14 protein-coding genes, 1 other RNA gene and 1 pseudogene are annotated in these 18,894 nt (G+C 46.0%); 14 read left to right on the top strand and 2 right to left on the bottom strand.

The window, feature by feature from the left end; translation table 11 throughout:
- Positions 1-71 precede the first annotated feature (71 nt).
- Together FD971_RS05785 and FD971_RS09980 are read left to right on the top strand one after the other, a co-directional pair.
- The gene (locus FD971_RS05785; RefSeq protein WP_215333329.1) at positions 72-2,042 is read left to right on the top strand and encodes an adenylate/guanylate cyclase domain-containing protein; all 1,971 of its coding nucleotides are present in this window, start codon (positions 72-74) and stop codon (positions 2,040-2,042) included.
- 92 nt (positions 2,043-2,134) lie between these two features.
- Positions 2,135-2,305 carry a hypothetical protein gene (locus FD971_RS09980; protein WP_371743017.1) on the top strand — a complete coding sequence of 57 codons (171 nt, stop codon included), beginning with the start codon at positions 2,135-2,137 and terminating at the stop codon, positions 2,303-2,305.
- Between the two features lie 167 nt (positions 2,306-2,472).
- On the opposite strand, the gene FD971_RS05775 is transcribed toward FD971_RS09980, so the two are convergent.
- Both FD971_RS05775 and ffs read right to left on the bottom strand, forming a co-directional pair.
- Positions 2,473-3,669: a site-specific integrase gene (locus FD971_RS05775; RefSeq protein WP_215333328.1), complete on the bottom strand. Its 1,197-nt coding sequence runs from the start codon at positions 3,667-3,669 to the stop codon at positions 2,473-2,475.
- A 121-nt stretch (positions 3,670-3,790) separates the two neighbouring features.
- Positions 3,791-3,888, bottom strand: an RNA gene (gene ffs / locus FD971_RS05770) — signal recognition particle sRNA small type.
- Between the two features lie 32 nt (positions 3,889-3,920).
- On the opposite strand from ffs, the gene dnaX reads away from it, so the two are divergent.
- The 12 genes and pseudogenes from dnaX (at position 3,921) to rlmD (ending at position 18,833) form a co-directional block, all read left to right on the top strand.
- A complete protein-coding gene (gene dnaX / locus FD971_RS05765; protein WP_215333327.1) occupies positions 3,921-5,597 on the top strand; it encodes a DNA polymerase III subunit gamma/tau in 1,677 nt (558 codons plus the stop codon).
- A 55-nt stretch (positions 5,598-5,652) separates the two neighbouring features.
- Complete coding sequence (locus FD971_RS05760; RefSeq protein WP_215333326.1) at positions 5,653-5,976, top strand: YbaB/EbfC family nucleoid-associated protein; 324 nt, start codon at positions 5,653-5,655, stop codon at positions 5,974-5,976.
- 25 nt (positions 5,977-6,001) lie between these two features.
- Positions 6,002-6,616, top strand: coding sequence for a recombination mediator RecR (recR, locus tag FD971_RS05755; RefSeq protein WP_215333325.1), 615 nt, complete (start codon positions 6,002-6,004; stop codon positions 6,614-6,616).
- A 215-nt stretch (positions 6,617-6,831) separates the two neighbouring features.
- Positions 6,832-8,250, top strand: a complete 1,419-nt coding sequence (locus tag FD971_RS05750; RefSeq protein WP_215333324.1) for a carbohydrate porin — start codon at positions 6,832-6,834, stop codon at positions 8,248-8,250.
- 190 nt (positions 8,251-8,440) lie between these two features.
- On the top strand, positions 8,441-9,961 hold the full coding sequence (locus FD971_RS05745; protein WP_215333323.1) for a TolC family protein: 1,521 nt from the start codon (positions 8,441-8,443) through the stop codon (positions 9,959-9,961).
- 6 nt (positions 9,962-9,967) lie between these two features.
- Complete coding sequence (locus FD971_RS05740) at positions 9,968-11,242, top strand: efflux RND transporter periplasmic adaptor subunit (RefSeq protein WP_251368589.1); 1,275 nt, start codon at positions 9,968-9,970, stop codon at positions 11,240-11,242.
- Positions 11,243-14,320 (top strand): efflux RND transporter permease subunit, encoded by a 3,078-nt coding sequence (locus tag FD971_RS05735; protein ID WP_215333322.1) that lies wholly within the window; start codon positions 11,243-11,245, stop codon positions 14,318-14,320.
- A gap of 25 nt (positions 14,321-14,345) precedes the next feature.
- Positions 14,346-15,140: a 5'/3'-nucleotidase SurE gene (gene surE / locus FD971_RS05730; protein WP_215333321.1), complete on the top strand. Its 795-nt coding sequence runs from the start codon at positions 14,346-14,348 to the stop codon at positions 15,138-15,140.
- 29 nt (positions 15,141-15,169) lie between these two features.
- Positions 15,170-15,793, top strand: a pseudogene (locus FD971_RS05725) (protein-L-isoaspartate(D-aspartate) O-methyltransferase); the annotation flags it as partial.
- An 8-nt stretch (positions 15,794-15,801) separates the two neighbouring features.
- Positions 15,802-16,560, top strand: a complete 759-nt coding sequence (locus tag FD971_RS05720) for a peptidoglycan DD-metalloendopeptidase family protein (RefSeq protein WP_251368588.1) — start codon at positions 15,802-15,804, stop codon at positions 16,558-16,560.
- A gap of 31 nt (positions 16,561-16,591) precedes the next feature.
- Positions 16,592-17,413: a 3'-5' exonuclease gene (locus FD971_RS05715; RefSeq protein ID WP_215333318.1), complete on the top strand. Its 822-nt coding sequence runs from the start codon at positions 16,592-16,594 to the stop codon at positions 17,411-17,413.
- On the top strand, positions 17,406-18,833 hold the full coding sequence (rlmD, locus tag FD971_RS05710) for a 23S rRNA (uracil(1939)-C(5))-methyltransferase RlmD (RefSeq protein WP_215335246.1): 1,428 nt from the start codon (positions 17,406-17,408) through the stop codon (positions 18,831-18,833). Before FD971_RS05715 ends, rlmD begins: the two co-directional genes overlap by 8 nt.
- The last annotated feature ends 61 nt before the right edge of the window (positions 18,834-18,894 follow it).

The raw sequence follows: 18,894 nt of genomic DNA, 5'->3' as shown, positions 1-18,894 counted from the left end.
AAAATCCACTGGACTACACACCATGAGTTTAATTAATTCTTTTGCAAAATGATGCAAAGAAAAAGGCGAGCATGCACTTAACCAAATGGACTCAAATATTTAAGCTCAAAAATTCATTTGTACTGGTATTTTTGTGGATTCAAATTTTGTTGATTCTTTTAACGGTAATTTTTTATAAGCAAACTGTTTTATTGCTTCAAAATTCAGAAGAACTGGCTAATGCAGTAATAATTGAAGGCGTATACGACAAGGTAGATGAAGTTCAAAAGCTTTCTGATGCCGTGGCGATTGCTACTTCAAAAAATACTTCGCTAATAAATGCAATTTCCAAATCTGATCGCGATCTTATTCGTCCTATAGCGGACAATATTTGGAAGGATATAAAGCCATTGGGCTTTAGTCAGCTTCAATTCATTTACAAACCTGAAAAGTCACCCGATTGGAAAATCTTTTATAGAGCCCAATCGCCTGAGAAATTCAATGATTCTGTTGAAAATCGCCCGAATATAAATAAAGTAAATTCAACTAAATCCATTGTGTCTGGCTTGTCTCAAGGATCAACCGGCTACGGGTTTCGTTCCGCCCTCCCATTATTTTTGGATTCTAAGCATATAGGCACCCTGGAGTCTGGTTATGAGTTGGGTCATGAATTATTAAGCAGATTTGTTAAAAGCTATGGAGGTAATTGGGCAATCTATAACCTAGCTCGTGGTTCAGGCTCTATTGATGATCGCGCATTGATTCAATCGATCGGTGATTCTAAAGAAAAGTTTTTTAAGAATTTGATGCCCGAGGAGTATGTAATAAAAAGTGCCAAAGCGGGTGTACCTTTGGCTGAGCTAGATGAATCCTCAAATGTAAAAATTCTCTACATACCGGTTAAAAATTTTCAAGGTGATTATAGTATTTTATTGAAATTTGTTGGCTCAACAGATTACTTTAGCGCTCTTTCAAAAATTAAAAATAATGCAATATTAATTTGCCTACTAGGCTTTTTACTGTCTTCGGGAATCATACTCCTGCTCTACCGGATGATTACTTTGCCAATTAAGGGTTTAGTGATTGAGACGGAAAGAATCAAAAATTTTGAGCTTGATGACGCAATCAAAATTCCAGCGAAGCTAGAAGAGCTAAAGGGGCTTGTTGAAGCTATGAACGCAATGAAAATAGGATTGCGCTCCTTCAAAAAATACATTCCAGCCGAACTTGTTCAACAACTCATTCGAAAAGGAGAGGAGATTGATGCCTCTGGGGAAAGACAGCGCCTAACGATTTTTTTCTCTGATATTGCAGATTTTTCATCAATTTCAGAAAAACTCACGCCGAACGAATTATCTAGTCAAATTTCAGAATACCTAACTGAGATGACTTCAATCATCTTAAAACATGGTGGGACCGTTGATAAATATATTGGTGATTCAATCATGGCGTTTTGGGGCGCCCCAAATAAGACTCTTGATCATGCAACTCAAGCTTGTCTGGCGGCAATTGAATGCAATGCTCGCCTTAAAATATTGGCTCAAGAATGGTCTAACCAAGGACGTCCCGCATTTAGAACACGAATTGGACTAAATACAGGCGATGTTGTTGTGGGAAATATTGGTTCAGATCAGCGCTTAAGTTATACAGCAATGGGAGATCCAGTTAATCTTGCGAGTCGGCTTGAAGGACTCAATAAGGAATATTCAACCTCTATCATTATTAGCCAATCCGTACTAAATGAATTGCCCGATGATTTTGTTTATAGGTTGCTAGATATAGTTGTTGTTAAGGGCAAGTCAGAGCCAGTCCCTATTTATGAATTGGTCTCTCGTAAAGGTGATGTTACTGGCTCGGATGCAGAGTTTTTTGAGATGTTTAGTAAGGCTGTAAATTCATATTTAGAAAAAGACTGGGATAAAGCTACTTTTAGATTTGAAAAACTTCTTGGTTTACGCCCAGATGATCAAGCTTGCAAAATTTTTATAGAGCGTTGTCGAGAATATAAAGATAATCCTCCGGGGCATGATTGGGGTGGCGAGTATGTATTTCTGCACAAGTAAAGTAACAATTAAGGGATATTTCCTCAGTTACTACAGGATATGCAAAATTATCATATTGCCTATGTCGTAACAATGTAAATACTGCAATCAGAGTGGAGTCGACATCAAAGCCAGGTAGAGTCCAAGTTTCACTAGCTACCCATGAGGTTATTAAAAATGATTTCAATTTCGAGGATGGCAGCTTGATGGAGTGCAAGGGCTTGGATAAAATTTTGACTCATTTGCCTGTATCAAAAAATAAGTTTTTTATAAATCCTCGCTAGGTTAGTTTCAAGCATTTCTCGGCGTAGGTTATGTTCGCTAAAGTCTGCTTTGGGTCCTTAACGGTCAGCAATTCAACCCAAAGTTTCTACCTTGGGTTTCCCGGTTGGAAAACCTATGGCATGACTTCAGGTTGGTGTTGAGTTACCCGAGTGGGGCAATTATTAGCCTATATTCTTCCCCTGTAAATCCTCTGGAGTGGCAGTCCGGAATAGCTCAGTGTCTCGATGGCTTTACTTAGCATTGCAACTGTCTTATGGGAATAAATCTTTGCGCCAGCACTTCCTTTAATTTGATGCCCTAGGATTGAATCTATCATCGCCTCGGATACATCTGCTTCAGCTAATTGACTCCTTACCGTGTGCCTAAAGCAATGGAAGTCTGGGTATTTGCTAAGTCCAATAGATTTTCTGTATTCCCCAAACCAATTTGAGAAGTAACCCCCTGGCTTATCTTTCCGTATGGATAGATCCGACCAAAGCAACTCTTTTTTGTCCGTCTTTAAGTCGGAAACATAGTCTAAAAATCCCAATCGAATTAACTCACTATGGATTGGAATCTTTCTTATGCTTGATGGGGTCTTGACCTTTTGGAAGTCGCATTCATCAGTAATTGAGATCACGGGGATGTGTGCCTCGGTACAAATATCTATTACTCTGAGCTGGGATAGTTCACCCAGTCTTGCTCCCATAAATAGCCCTAGAAGAGGTATCCAGTAGCTTGCATCAGCACCAGCCCTCCAATCTCTTGGAAATGAATAGCTTGTATGAAGGGCTTGCCCAAAAAGAGTTTGTAATTCGGATGTATCCCAAGGTCTGCGCTTATGGGTGGTGGTAGTTTTGATATCAATCCCTTCCCATGGATGTCTTTGGAGCAACCCAAGATCTACTTGTGCGTACTTTATTAAGGACTTGATCCATACAAGTCGATCCCTTGCAGTCTTGGATGTTGTGTTTCTATCCGGAGCTTGAAGCCATGCCCTAAAGCCATCCCCCTGTTCTCTACTGAGTTCATTAATAGGGGGATTCTTTGTAAACTCTTCATAGAACCTTAGAGATCTTTTACAGGCATTTAGAGAGTCTCTAGAGCGTGGTGAAGCTCTTTGCCACCGAATGAATATCTGACTTAATGTGAGGCTTCTGAGGCTTTCCTGTAGAGGTGTATTGGTAGCTCCAATGGTTGAGTAGCCAAGGATCTCAGCTCTCTTTATTGTCCCCTTGAGAAGTGCCTCCCGGTATGTGCATGTACCTAAAGTTGCGACGTAGCACCCATTCTTATAGCTACTTCTTAATTGATGTTCGCGTGGCAAAACAATGCGCACGTAGTAGATTGATCCTCGTTGGAATAAGCCCGTTAGATTTGCCATGAATATCCTTGATTAGTTAGTCAATAGATACCCAAGGTGTTACAGCTAGGTGCTACAAATCATCAATTTGATGGCATATGAAAAACTAAAGCCATTTAGATCAACCACTTGTATAAATAGGGTGGACGAGCCCGACCCCCGGCACTGACAGAATTGGGTTTGGCTGCTTCGTTCCCGACCTGACCAGGTTATCCAAACCGCCATGCGGGGAGGCCCGTCCAATTCCATTTTAGCTTGTTAGAATGGAGTACATGACTGCATTGGCTTTAGCCCGTTCGTGGCGCCCTAAAACTTTCTCCCAATTGGTAGGACAAGACCATGTGGTTAAGGCATTAACCCATGCCTTAGACCAAGGTCGACTACACCATGCTTGGCTCTTTACAGGCACTCGCGGGGTCGGAAAGACCACGATTGCCCGAATTATGGCCAAAGCCCTCAATTGCACTGGGGAGGATGGTCAAGGTCGCATGACCTCAGAGCCTTGCGGAAAATGCCCGGCTTGCCTAGAAATCGATGCAGGTCGTTTTGTTGACTATATCGAGATGGATGCTGCGAGTAATCGCGGGGTAGACGATATTGCCGCTTTATTAGAAAAAGCAGCCTACGCACCAAGTAATGCGCGTTACAAGGTCTACATGATTGACGAGGTGCACATGCTCACCAATCATGCCTTTAATGCCATGCTCAAGACGCTCGAAGAGCCGCCTGAACATGTGAAGTTCATACTTGCGACTACTGATCCCCAAAAGATCCCGGTAACCATTCTGTCCCGTTGCTTGCAGTTCAATCTCAAGCAAATGCCAGTACCGCTTATCGTTGAGCATTTGGAAAAAGTACTCGCCGCAGAAAAAGTTGAATGTGAAACCAATGCACTGCGTGTTTTGGCAAAAGCAGCGCAAGGCTCTATGCGCGATGCTTTATCACTGACGGATCAAGCCATTGCCTATGCCGCAGGCAAAGTATCCGAAGAAGCAGTGCGTGGCATGCTCGGCACATTAGATGATGCTTATCTCATCAGAATTTTGGATTCATTGATTGCTAAAGATGGCGCAACATTGTTAGATATCTCCAATGAGATGGGCGAGCGCAGTATGTCTTTCTCTTTAGCGCTTGCCGATTTATCTAGCCTCATTCAGAAAATCGCAGCCGCACAAATTGTTCCTGAGTCCGTATTAGAAGACTGGCCAGAGGCAGCAGAGATTCGTCGCTTAGCTAGTGCGCTGACAAAAGAAGAAGCGCAGCTCTTCTACCAAATTAGTATTACTAGCCGTCCCGATTTATCACTGGCACCTGATGAGCAAACGGGCTTTGCCATGACGCTCTTGCGCATGTTGGCCTTTCGTCCTGGGAATGAAACTCCCGGCAGAGCAGGGGGCTCAGCGCCACCAGTAGCCTCGGTAGCATCAGCGCCAAGACCGTCTGCACCAGCAAATCAAACTGCTGCGCCAGTCAGGTCTGCGCCTGCAGCATCTGCTCCAGCCGCAGCTAAACCTGCTGCCATGGCTCCAGCAGTTTCTGCACCAACTGCTACCGCATCTGCAGCTAATCGCCCAGACTGGCATGCCTTAATGCGTCAGTTACCGGTCAAAGGTTTAGTGCAGCAGTTAGCGTTTCAGACCGAGTTGCAAGATTGGGAAGATTCACCAGCAGGTGTGCGTGCCACGGTTGTGACACCGATGCCGCAACTGGCATCCGAAGCTTCTGTTGGTCGTCTTGCAGACGCACTGACTGCGCACTTTGGCAAACCTATCAAAGTCATCATTGAAAAAGGTGAAGTTGAAGGTAAGACAGTCGCTAAAGTCGATGCCCAGATTCATCAAGAGAAAAGACAAAACGCAGAGCAGATGATTGCGCAGGATCCATTTATTCAGCAATTAGAAAAAGAGTTTGGAGCCAAAGTAGTCGGTGGCTCTGTAAAGCCTCTTTGATTGCCCAGTTCAATATTCATAGATATAAAAATTAGTAAACAAAGGAAATAAAGCGATGATGAAAGGTGGCCTTGCGGGTTTGATGAAACAAGCCCAGCAGATGCAAGAGAAGATGAAAGTAGCGCAAGAGCAATTAGCTGCGCTAGAAGTCACTGGCCAAGCGGCTGGTGGATTAGTGAAAGTCACTATCTCTGGCAAACACGAAATGAAGCGTGTGCAGATTGATCCAGGTGCAATGGATGATCGCGAAATGCTCGAAGACTTGCTTGTCACTGCCTATACAGATGCATTCAAACAAGTAGAAGCTGCTAGCTCACAAGTGATGTCTGGGGCTACTGCTGGTATGCCAATGCCTCCTGGCTTCAAGCTGCCGTTTTAATGATTAATCAAAAACTGTTTAATTAATGGCACGTCAAGAAGCTCCGCAAGACGCTCTCGGTCGTTTGATCGAGGCTTTGCGGGTATTGCCTGGAGTGGGACCAAAGTCTGCGCAGCGTATGGCTTTTTACTTGCTGCAGCATGATCGCAATGGCGCAGCAGTGCTTGCTCAGTCATTAGGTGAGGCTGTGGAGACGGTGGGCCACTGTGCTCGTTGTAATACCTTCTCCGAAACCCAAATTTGCACTACTTGTAATGATGATCGTCGTGATCCATCTTTACTATGCATTGTGGAAACGCCTGCTGACCAAGTGATGGTCGAACAGACTTTGAGTTTCAAAGGTAATTACTTTGTATTAATGGGTCGCATCTCACCACTCGATGGCATGGGCCCAAATGAAATTCATTTCGATCGATTGCTAAGCCGCATTGAAGCGCCAGATACTGGAGTGCCAGTGAGAGAAGTAGTTCTGGCAACGAATTTCACTAGTGAAGGTGAGGCAACAGCCCATTACATTGGTGAAGTGCTCAAATCCAAAGGTATCAAAGTCACCAGAATCGCCAGAGGTATTCCGGTGGGTGGTGAGCTGGAATATGTCGATGCCGGTACATTAGCCAGGGCGCTGATGGATCGTCGCTAATATCACCACAGCTAAATAGTCACTAAAGCGACATAAATTCTAGGTAAATTAACCCTTTTTAGGGATAATTTGGTCTGCACTCCTGTTGAGCTTCAATCTCACGCCGTGCCTATCCGAGCTGTCTTGTTTTTACCCCGGTAGATCTGGCCTTTAGTTGCTTCTAGTTTCTTTTAGCTACGCATTGGTCATTGATGCTAAGTATTGTGAAATTGTGAATGACCCACAAATCCTATCTTCTTCTGTTGAGCTTGCTTGTTGCCTTTAGCAGCACGACTGCGCTCGCACAAAAAGCGGGATCAGGGTCAGATCAGATTGCAAGTTTTGCTTCTCCAATTGAGGGTGTTCCAACTGAGGGAGAGCTCTTTGGATTGCCCGTAAATCTTCACGGGCAAACAACTTACATTAATCAGCGCTATAACAACTTCACGTCCTCATACTCCGGTATGCGAAGTCTATCTAACGATAAGGCGATGAGTTATACCTGGTCAGGTACTTTGTTCTTTGGTGCTCGTGTCGCACCAGACACCGATATCTACTTCAATCCAGAAGTGATTTCTGGAGTTCCTTTTTCCGGTTTAAATGGTTTGGGTGGCTTCACCAACGGTGAGGCAACTAAAGCCAATGGCGCGCAAGCCAAGTATTATTCTGCCCGCGCTTTTGTGCGTCAAACCATCAATCAAGAGGGCGATAAAGTCGTTCTGGAAAATGAAGCCAATCAAATTACGCAAACCGTAAGTAGTAATCGCGTGGTGCTCACTGGCGGTCAGTTCTCTACGCTCGATATTTTTGATGACAGCCGATATGCTAAAGATCCCCGTATTCAGTTTATGAACTGGGGCAATATGACCTATCTGGCTTATGACTATGCAGCCGATGCCAGAGGTTACAGCTGGGGCTTAGCGGGGGAGTGGTATCTCGGTAACTGGGTGATGCGCGCTTCCAGAATGCTCGCTCCCAAATCACCGAATGGCCGTGACCTTAATTGGCAAATCTTTAATACCTATGGTGATCAAGTAGAGGTAGAGCGCCAGCACAATATTGCCGATCTTCCGGGCAAGGTCAGCGTCTTAGCCTATCGCAACAAGATGATGTTGGCGCGATTCTCGGATGCCACCAATTACATTGATCAAAATCCCAATGCTCGCCAAGGCACCCAAGCCATTAATAATGTCCGCAACAATATGCAGATTAAAACTGGTATTGGTTTGCATGGTGAACAAGCTTTAACCAAGGATCTTGGTATTTATGGCCGCGCCTTCACATCCGATGGTCATACCGAAACGATGTCGTTTACAGAAGCGGACAATTCCATCTCGATTGGTATGGGTATGAACGGCACAAGTTGGAAACGTCCCAATGACAGTGTTGGTATTTCTGCAATGCAAAATGGTTTGTCGAGCTATCGCCGTGGCTACCTGCAAGCAGGGGGTGTGTCTTACTTCATTGGTGACTACGCTAGCCCAAGTCAAACGATTGCTTACTCACCGGAGCGGATTGGTGAGGTCTATTACAACGCTACGGTTATTAAGAACGTACTCGCTGGTTTGAACTTTCAGCACATCATCAATCCGGCCTATAACTCTGCCCGCGGTCCAGTGAACATCCTGTCTTTTAGGGTGCATGCTGAGTTTTAAGCGTTTCAAGGCGGTTCAGAATAATTATTGTCTTTAGAATCAATAAGATACAAAACTCCAATAATTCGACTTTTGGAATTTCTGACCTATAATCTTTAAAACCCCCTATAAATTCAGGGAAACCTGCATCTGGGGCCATAAAAACAGCATTAGTTCAGATTTAGAGGCAGCCGATTTGATTCACGGCAATTTGAGTAAAAGCGACATTCGTATTACTATTGCATTCCCACTTAAACGGGTTGCCTGTGCATTAGCCTCTCTATTTTTTGCCAACTCGGTATTTGGGCAATCAGATTCCGCCATTCCAGCTAGTGTCACCGTGCAACTGAACGAGTCTAAGGACTTTTTATCAGTACCGCCAGTCCTTAGTAACGACAGTAATAGTTCGGCCAATCCTGCCAACGCCGCCTCTTTATTTGCGCCAGTAACTAAAAGTGATACGCCCAAGATTTATACCAAGGGTGCGCCATCCGGCCCAATAGAAATGGATTTGCGCCAGCTTTGGAATGAACTCAAATTAAATAACCCACAATTATCTTCATTGCGTGAGTCTTACTTATCTGCCAAGGCCACTGTGCCGCAAATTAATGCGCCGGCCAATCCGCAAGTAGGCTTGGTGTGGTCGGGTATGCCAGTGAACTCCCCATTTGCATTGGGTGGAGCCAATACACCAACGCCACAAAATCCAAATGGGATTAGTAGTAACAATGCGATCTCAATAGCTCAGCCATTTCAGTTTCCGGGTAAGAAGAGTTTGGCGTCCGATATTGCCAATACGAATGCTGAAGCCTTATTAGCTCAAAGCGAATCCACCTATTTGCAGTTAGGTGCCCAGCTATCTACTTTGTATTACACCGCCTTAGCATCACAAAAGCAGTTACAGGTTCTCAAAGAATCGGTTATGCGTTTAGAGATGATTAAAAACGTTGCTAAAGCGCGCTATACCAATAATGCTGCAGCTTATGTTGAGTACCTGAACGCGCAGGTGGCACAAAGCGCAGCTCAAGCAGATCAATTTAATGTAGAGCGTCAACTATCGGTTGCTCTGAACAATATCAATACTTTGGTGGGTCGCCACTCCAGAGAAAAACTCATACTGCGTGGGGATGTGCGCCGCGCGATGAACAGCGTACCCACTTTGCTGGAACTGGAAGACTATGCCGAAACCAGTCATCCCTCATTAAAGAGCTCAGCACTACAACTAGAGGCTGCCCGTAAAGGCGTCGATCTTGCCAAGAAAGCCTACCTACCTGACTTCCAAGTGATTGGTTCTTCATTCACACCGCGGGGTCCATTCTCGGCCAACAACGGTGCGATGTTTTATCAGTTAGAACTTGACCTTATTATTCCGCTGTATTTCTTCACCAAGGAGAAGTATGGAGTAGAGCAGGCGCAGCGCAGCCAGGCAGCGGCTGAAGCAGGCAATATCTCCAATCGTCAGCAAATTGTGTTGGCGGTTAATAGTGCGTATGCCACATATGAGCAAGCTAAGAGTCAGGCCCAATTTTTAAAAGAGCGCCAAGTACCTCAAGCAGATGCTGCCTATAAGGTTGGCTTAACCCAGTACTCGAACAACGGTCAGGGCTTTAATGATTTGCTGACAGCGCAAACCCAGCTGCGAAGTCTCGAAGTTCAATTAGCGCTAGCGGAGAGTAATCTATTGCAAGCGCAAGCAGTATTGCTAGTGACATCTGGCAAAGAACCTTTTTAAGGAGCAGTGTTGAAAGACAAAATTCTTTCTTTTCTAAAACAGCTTGGTGATAAAGCCAAGCCTATTACTGATAAGGCTATGCACTTTGGTGGTCATAGACTGCATGTAGCTCTTGCTAGTGTTGCTGGCCTCTATTGGAATCTCAGCCCTCAAAATCGTCATCGCGTCCGTTTGGCTGCATTTGCTTTTGCCATTCTGTCGATAGGTATTGTTGTTGGTCGTATTACCAATGTGAATCGCAACGTCAAAATTGAAGCTTCTGATAAGGCTCTGAAGGTGGAGAAGAGTGGCATCTTGGAACTAAAGCTTCCTGGCATCAAACTCAATCCAGATATTTATATTTTCCAAACTGCGGAAAAAGTGCAAGTACCGGTAGATATCAAAGTAACCGGCCGCTTGGGATTTAATGCAGAAAAGTCTAAGGTACTTTCAGCGCGCGCACCAGGACGGGTAGAGCGTATCTATGCATTCGATGGTGCCGAAGTCAATATTGGTTCTCCAATTGTGGAGCTCTATAGCCCAGAATTTCTGTCTGCCCAACAAGAGTATTTGCTCTCCTCAAAGACAGTTAGAGTATTGGAGACCAGTAAGACCATGAGTGATTTGCTAGGTGATGCCCGCATTACCCAGCAAGCTGCTGCAAACCGCATGCGTAATCTCGGTGCTGGTGATGGCGATATCAGGGCAATTGAAACTACTGGTAGAACTCAAAGTAATTTAGTGATGCGCTCCCCGTTAAAAGGGGTGGTGGTGAAGCGCAATGTTGAGCCAGGTTCTGCCGTGAACTCGGGTGATGTGATTGCCACCCTAGCTGATCCAAAGCATCTCTGGTTCTTGGGCAATGTCTTTGAGCAAGATTTCCGCTTAATCAAGCCGGGCCAAAAAATGGTTCTGCAAGTGGAAGCCTATCCAGATAAAGAATTCGTGGCTTACGCTAACTACGTTGCCCCAACCATTGATCCGCAAACTCGCGCTTTATTGATTCGTGCAGATATTGAGAATAACGACGATCTCTTGCGTCCAGATATGTACGCTTCAGCCAAGCTTACTACTGGTATGGCTGATGCAATTGTGGTGCCGCAAACCGCGGTAGTGCGTATTCGTGAGATGCGCTACGTCATCGTGAAGGCCGGTGATGAGGTTTACCGTCGCCTGCCCGTTAAAGGCTATGACCTTAATAGCAAAACTTTTGCTATTACCGAGGGTGTAGAGCCAGGTTCACGTATCTTGGCCGAAGGCGCAGTCTTGTTAAACGATCGATTTGCAAAACAGGAAGACTAAGTGAGCGCTTTTACTTCCTTTATTCGGGGTGTACTTGAGAAACGAGTGCTGGTTATCGTTGGCTCGATCGTGCTCCTCGGTTTGGGGATGTTCAGTCTTTCTAAGTTGCCAATACAGCCTTACCCTGGTGTAGCGCCATTAACGATTCAGGCGATTTCTCAATGGCCAGGTAGAAGTACCACTGAGGTAGAGCAGCAAGTCACTATCCCAGTAGAAAATGCCTTGGCTGGTATTCCCGGTCTTCAGGCTTTCCGTTCAGTCTCTTTATTTGGCCTGTCTGTTGTAACTCTGAAGTTTAATGACACAACGGATCCATTTAAAGCCCGCCAAACATTTATTACTAGCTTAGCGAATGTGAGTTTCCCGCCGGGAGTGACCTCCAGCATTAGCCCTGATTCTGATGCGACTGGCGAAATCATGCGTTATGAGGTGAAGTCAGATTACGCTTCATCCACCCAATTAAAAACATTGCAGAACTATGAGATCTATAAAGAGCTCAAGCAAACTCCTGGCGTAGCGGATGTCTCCTCATTTGGTGGCAGGGTACGTCAATACCAAGTCATTGTCAGCCCAGAAAGTCTGCAATCGAAGGGCGTGACTGTTAATGAGCTGATTGCCGCCTTAACGAATGCCAATAGTAATACCGGCGGCGGACTATTACCGAGTGGTGAACAGCAATTCGTGGTTCGTGGCGTTGGGCTGCTTAGAAACATTGATGACATTAAGCGGGTGGTGATCTCTATTCACAATGGAGTACCTATCCGAATTGGCGACGTAGCTCGAATTGAGATTGGCAATGCGCCACGTTTGGGGATGTTCCAATTCAATGACAACCCTGACTCTGTTGAGGGCATCGTTTACTTGCGTCGTGGAGAGAATGCCACCGAAGTTTTAGCTCGCGTCCGCAACACTGTTGAAAATATTAATAAACAAGTGCTCCCACCTGGAATTGAAGTAGTGCCGTTCTATGACCGCCAAGTGCTCTTGGATATCACCATCGGCACGGTGAAGCACACATTGTTCTTCGGTATCTCTTTAGTTCTCGCGGTACTCTTTTTCTTCTTGGGTAATTTGCGTGCAGCAGCAGTAGTGGCTGCAGTAATTCCATTGGCTCTGTGCGTATCGTTTATTCAGATGCATCTGTGGAGCGTGCCTGCCAATTTGATTTCTCTTGGCGCGATTGACTTTGGCGTAATTGTGGACTCGGCAGTGATTCTGACGGAGAACGTCATGCGTCACTTGGAAGAGGGCGGCAAGCGTCTCAATCAAAGCATTATCTTGGCGACGAGTGAAGTGCAGCGAGCCATGATTTACTCGACTGGAATTATTATTGTTGCCTACTCGCCATTGTTCTTTATGGGTGGAGTAGAGGGCATCATCTTTAAGCCAATGGCATTCACTATGGGCTTTGCTTTGATAGCCGCCATGATTCTGAGCTTAACCTTCTTGCCTGCCATGATCTCCTTGGTCTTTGGTGAGAACTTGCATCACAAGCCACCTGGATTTATTACTAAGCTTCTGAATGGCTACAAGCCGCTATTGAGAAAGTGGATGGACCGCCCATTAACAGTTGTATCTGTTGCCGTATTTGTTCTGGGCCTAACCTTATTAAGTGTGACTCGCCTGGGTACTGCCTTCTTGCCAACGCTAGAAGAGAATAATATTTGGCTGCGAGTAACCTTGCCCAATACAGTGGATCTGGATTACTCCGTCAAGATTGCCAATCAGTTACGGGAGACTTTCTTAAAACAGCCTGAGATTGATAAAGTTGCTGCCCAGATTGGTCGTCCAGATGATGGTACCGACTCCACTGGCGTGTTTAATCAAGAGTACGGTCTGTATTTAAAGAGTCCTGACAAAATGCCAAGCGGGTCGAGCAAGAAAGACTTGATTACACATCTTGAGACTGAGCTCGATAAGATCCCGGGCGTTACATATAGCTTCTCGCAATACATTCAAGATAATGTGAATGAGGCGCTCTCTGGAGTGAAGGGTGAGAACTCGGTCAAGATTTACGGCACCGACCTTGAGGTCCTGGATCAAAAAGCCCACGAGGTAATTGAGCAGCTCAAAAAAGTACGCGGTGTAGCGGATGAGGGCATTCTGAAGGAATTAGGTCAGCCAACCTTGAATATCCAGATTGATCGTGAGCGCGCTGCACGTTACGGTATCAATGTGAATGACATTCAAACAGTTGTCGCCAATGCAATTGGTGGCGCAGCGGTTACTAACCTTTTAGAGGATGAAAAGACTTTTGGTATCGCCATTCGCCTCAACGAAGGTAGTCGCAATGACATTGCCGATATTGGTCACCTATTAGTAGATTCACCTAACGGCGCATCAATTCCTTTGTCGATGGTGGCAACGGTTCAATTAAGCGATGGCCCTTTCTTTATTTATCGTGAAGCTGGTAAGCGATATATCGCTATTAAATTCAGCGTGCGTCATCGTGACCTCGGTAGCGCCGTGGAAGATGCGCAATTCTTGGTTGAGAAAAATATTACCTTGCCACCAAACTACTCGATTAGTTGGGATGGTCAATTCAATCAAATGAAGCAAGCGCAGAAGAAGCTCATGCTGATCGTACCATTGGCCTTGCTGGGCATCTTCTTATTGCTTGTTAGCGCTTTTGGTAATTTCCGAGATGCAGTGATTGTGATGATTAATGTGCCGTTTGCCGCCATTGGTGGCGTGATTGCCTTACATCTTGCTGGAGAGACTCTCAGTATTTCCGCCTTCTTTGGATTCTTATCCTTATTTGGGATTGCGATTCAGGACGGAGTGATCCTGATCTCCTTTATCAATAAGACTGCCGCTCGCGAGCATGGTGAGATGAAGGATGTCATGGTGGAGGGCGCTTCTTTACGCGTTCGTCCGGTACTGATGACAGCGGCACTTTCTGGCTTAGGACTTTTACCAGCTGCTTTATCTCACTCAATTGGTTCTGAAGCCCAGCGCCCTCTAGCCCTAGTGATTGTGGGTGGTATGGTGACGACGACCATTTTGACCCTCTTGGTATTGCCAGTAATATATGGATGGTTTAGAGGACGCGCATTAACCCAAGTGGCAAAGGCCTAGAGCTAATAAGAAGGTATTGATATTCATGAGTGAAAATACAAAGCAGCCACACATTCTGATTTCGAATGATGATGGCTATCTTGCTCCCGGTCTTTTGGCCTTGGTCAATGCCATTCGCCCATTGGGTCGTGTAACCGTCATTGCCCCAGAGCAAAATCACAGCGGGGCTTCCAACTCATTAACACTCTCACGACCACTGTCGATTCATCGAGTGGCCGGTGGTGAGCGTGATGGATTTCTATTCATCAACGGCACTCCAACGGATTGCGTGCATATCGCTATGACCGGTTTTTTAGATGAAAAACCTGATCTCGTAGTCTCTGGTATCAATCAAGGCGAGAACATGGGTGAAGACACTCTGTACTCTGGCACGGTAGCTGCTGCAGTTGAAGGCGTGATGTTTGGTGTTCCCGGTATTGCTTTCTCACAGATTGATAAGGGTTGGAATCGGATTGAGGATGCGGCTAAAGCGGCTCACGATATCGTGGCACAAATGCTGGTATCTAAATTGGCTCATACCGATGGTGCGGCCACTTTGTTAAATGTCAATATTCCGAATCGCCCTTATGCCGATCTCTATCGCTGGCGTGTTACTCGTTTAGGTAATCGCCATCACTCGCAGCCAGTAGTGGTGCAGAAGAGCCCACGTGGTGATGACATTTACTGGATTGGTGCAGCAGGTCACGCTAAAGATAGTTCCGAAGGCACAGACTTTCATGCCATTGATGAAGGGTGCATTTCAATTACCCCAATGCAGTTGGATCTTACCCATCATGCTCGCTTGGCTTCCATGCGCGCCAATGGCTGGACGCGCGGTTGAGGCCAGCAGCAGAACGTAATGCCGGTCATCGGCAAGCCTTAGCTGCAAAAGTACTTGCAGCCGGGGTTAAGCACGGTAAAACATTGGAAGCGATTGCGACCGTTCCTCGTCATGCCTTTATGGATGCGGGCATGCATCCGCAAGCTTATGAAGATACTGCTTTACCGATAGGACATTCACAAACGATTTCAAAGCCATCGGTAGTGGCGCGCATGATTGAGATCTTGCATAAGCCTAAACAATCTTTAGGCAAAGTATTAGAAATTGGTACTGGCTGTGGATACCAGGCAGCAATTCTCAGCTTGTTATCCGATGAGGTGTATTCAATTGAGCGTATTCGTCCATTGCACGATATGGCCAGAGAAAAGCTGCGTCCATTTCGGATTAAAAACCTGCGCCTCATCTATGGGGACGGAATTTTAGGTCTTCCGCAGGCAGCACCATTTGATGGAATTATTCTGGCAGCAGCTGGATTAGGCATTCCAGATGCCTTATTGGATCAATTGGCTATTGGTGGGCGCTTGGTGGCTCCCGTTGCCAAGAATGAGAAAGAACAACAATTGATCATGGTTGAGCGGATGAGCTCCCAGCGCTATCAAAGAACCGTTCTAGACGAGGTCTTTTTTGTCCCCTTACAATCAGGGGTAGTATGAAAATGCCTATGAATCTCCTATCTAAATACCTGCTATTGCTGGCCGCTATGGCTTCTCTGCTGCTCAATGTGGGTTGCTCAACAACGCCTCGGGCAAAACCAGCCAATGTCGTAGATCGAAGTGGTGGCAATAGTGAACCAACTCCGCCTGGCTACTATCGTGTGAAACGTGGTGATACCTTGGCGCGGATTGCATTAGATAACGGCCAGTCTCCACGCGATTTGGCGCAGTGGAATAATTTATCGAACCCAAACTTAATTGAAGTAGATGACCTCATTTTGGTGAGGCCACCGGCGAATAACAAAATGACGGTGAAGCCAATTCCGAAAACAGCTGGCGATACGCCTAAAACGGATGCGCCAAAAGTAGATGCTGCCAAAGAAGCCCCTAAAGAAATCGTTGCTGAACCTGGTATTCGTTTGTCATGGCCGGCCAAAGGTAAGGTCACAGATGATTTCAGTGAAAAGACCAAAGGTATTGATATTGCTGGGAAGTTAGGAGATCCCGTTACTGCAGCTGCTGACGGTAAAGTTGTCTATGCCGGTAATAGCTTGCGTGGCTACGGTAATCTCGTCATCATCAAGCACGACAATACCTATCTCACAGCCTACGCCCACAACCGCGCACTCTCGGTTAAAGAGGGTGATACGGTCAAGAAAGGCCAAAAGATTGCCGAGATGGGTGATACCGACGCCACTTCAGTAAAGCTGCACTTTGAACTCCGTGTGAATGGCAGGCCAGTAAATCCAACGCCATACTTGCAGTAATTGCACCTAATCAATTGCTAGCGATTTAAGTATGGCAACGGTTCTCGTATTTGATATTGAAACCATTCCCGATGTTGCGGGTCTGCGTCGACTCAATGACTATCCCGATACGCTGTCTGATAGTGAAGTTGCGGCCAAAGCCATGGCGGAGCGCGCCGAAAAAACCGGTAGTGAATTTCTACCGCTGTATCTGCAACGCATCTGCGCAATCTCTTGTGTCATACGCAGAACAACGAAAGATGGCTCACCCCAAATTAAAGTAGGAACACTAGGTACTGCGCAAGATGATGAGAAGGTATTGATTCAGACCTTCTTTGAGCTTGTAGAAAAATACACTCCTCAGTTAGTGTCTTGGAACGGCAGCGGTTTTGATCTGCCAGTACTGCACTACCGCGCTCTAGCAAATCATGTTCAAGCACCGCGCTACTGGGAAATGGGTGAGAGCCAAGAAAACGATAGCCGTGAATTTAAGTGGAATAACTACATCAGTCGTTATCACATGCGTCATCTCGATTTGATGGACCTCTTGGCTAAATTTAACGGTCGTGCTAATGCGCCTTTAGATGGGCTGGCAAAACTCTGCGGATTCCCAGGCAAGATGGGAATGGATGGCAGTCAAGTTTGGCCTGCCTATCAAGAGGGCAGGATTGATGAGATTCGTCGCTATTGCGAAACGGATGTAGTCAATACTTATCTGATGTACTGCCGCTTTCAGTTGATGCGTGGTGGTTTTTCATTGGAAGAGTACAAAGAAGAAATTACCTTCGTAAAAGCTTACTTAGAAAAAGAGTCTAAAGAGCCACATGGCGAACAGTGGCAAGAGTATCTCTTGGACTTTGCTCCCGATGCGTAGAGGAGAAAAGCCGGTCCACATCGTTGTGACTGAGCCAGTACGAGTTGATGCCCTTGATCTAGATGCGCAAGGCATTGCCCGCTTAGCGCCGAATGAGGCAGAAGCCGCTGAAGGTCAAAGCGGCAAAGTTATTTTTATTCAAGGCGCACTTCCCACAGAACTAGTCACCTATGTCATCACGCGTGACAAAGCCCGCTTCAGTAAAGCCAAAGTGATTGATATTCTCAAGCCTGCGGTCTTCAGAGCTGAACCTAAGTGCAAAGCGTTTGGAGTTTGTGGTGGCTGCACCATGCAGCATCTAGATATTCGGGCGCAGGTAGCCATGAAGCAGCGCGTACTAGAAGATGATCTCAAACACATTGCTAAAGTTGCTCCCGAAGAAATCCTTCGCCCTATGGGTGGCCCTGCCTGGGAATACCGTCATCGCGCACGCCTAAGCGCAGTTAATCGCTCGATCAAAAAAGGCACTGTGCTGATTGGATTTCATGAGGGCAAGAGTGGCTATGTCGCAGACATGACTGCTTGCGAGATTTTGCCTCAGCATGTTTCTGATTTATTGCCAGAGATGCGTAAATTGGTCATGGGCTTATCCATTGTGGATCGCATGCCGCAGATTGAGATTGCTGTTGGCGAGCCTGAAGATCCGAATTCAGATGATCCCAAAAAATTAAAGTCTGTCACTGCATTGGTCTTCAGAAACCTTCTCCCTTTAACTCCGACAGACGAGCAACTCCTCAAGGATTTTGCTGATCAGCATCAAGTCTGGGTTTGGTTGCAACCCAAGGGCATTGAAACTGTTGCGCCGTTCTATCCATTGACCGGTAAGCTTTGTTATCGCCTCCCTGAGTTTGAGATTGAGATGCCGTTTAAGCCAGCGGATTTCACGCAGGTAAATCACATGATGAACCGCGCATTAGTGAGCAGAGCGATTCGTCTCTTAGAGGTTCAAGCAAGCAATCGCGTGCTCGACTTATTTTGCGGCATTGGTAATTTCACGTTACCACTGGCAAGAAAGGCCAGCAATGTTCTGGGTATTGAGGGTTTGGAAAGTCTCACTACCAGGGCTAAAGCCAATGCAGAACATAACCAGCTAGCCGATAAAGTCAGCTTCATGCAAAGCAATTTGTTTGAAGTGACCACAGAAACGATTGCCTCTTGGGGTAAAGCCCAACGCTGGCTAATGGATCCACCGCGTGAAGGCGCTATGGAGATCTGCCGAGCGCTAGCCTTATTGTATGAGCAGGGCAGTGATCTACCACCGCAACGCATTGTGTACGTGTCCTGTAACCCAAAAACCTTGGCAAGAGATGCCGATATCCTTTGCCATCAGGCAGGCTACATTCTCAAGAGTGCGGGCATCGTCAATATGTTCCCTCACACATCCCATGTCGAGTCGATGGCGGTGTTTGAAAGACTTTGATAACTCAATTGTTCGCTTGAACAGCAAATCAGAATATTGAGGTAAAGAAAAAGGCACCCGC

Source organism: Polynucleobacter sp. AP-Ainpum-60-G11 (genome assembly GCF_018688375.1).
Classification (GTDB): Bacteria; Pseudomonadota; Gammaproteobacteria; order Burkholderiales; family Burkholderiaceae; genus Polynucleobacter.
The sequence above is the reverse complement of the archived record's forward strand: the minus strand, read 5'-3'. Positions and strand labels throughout refer to the sequence as shown.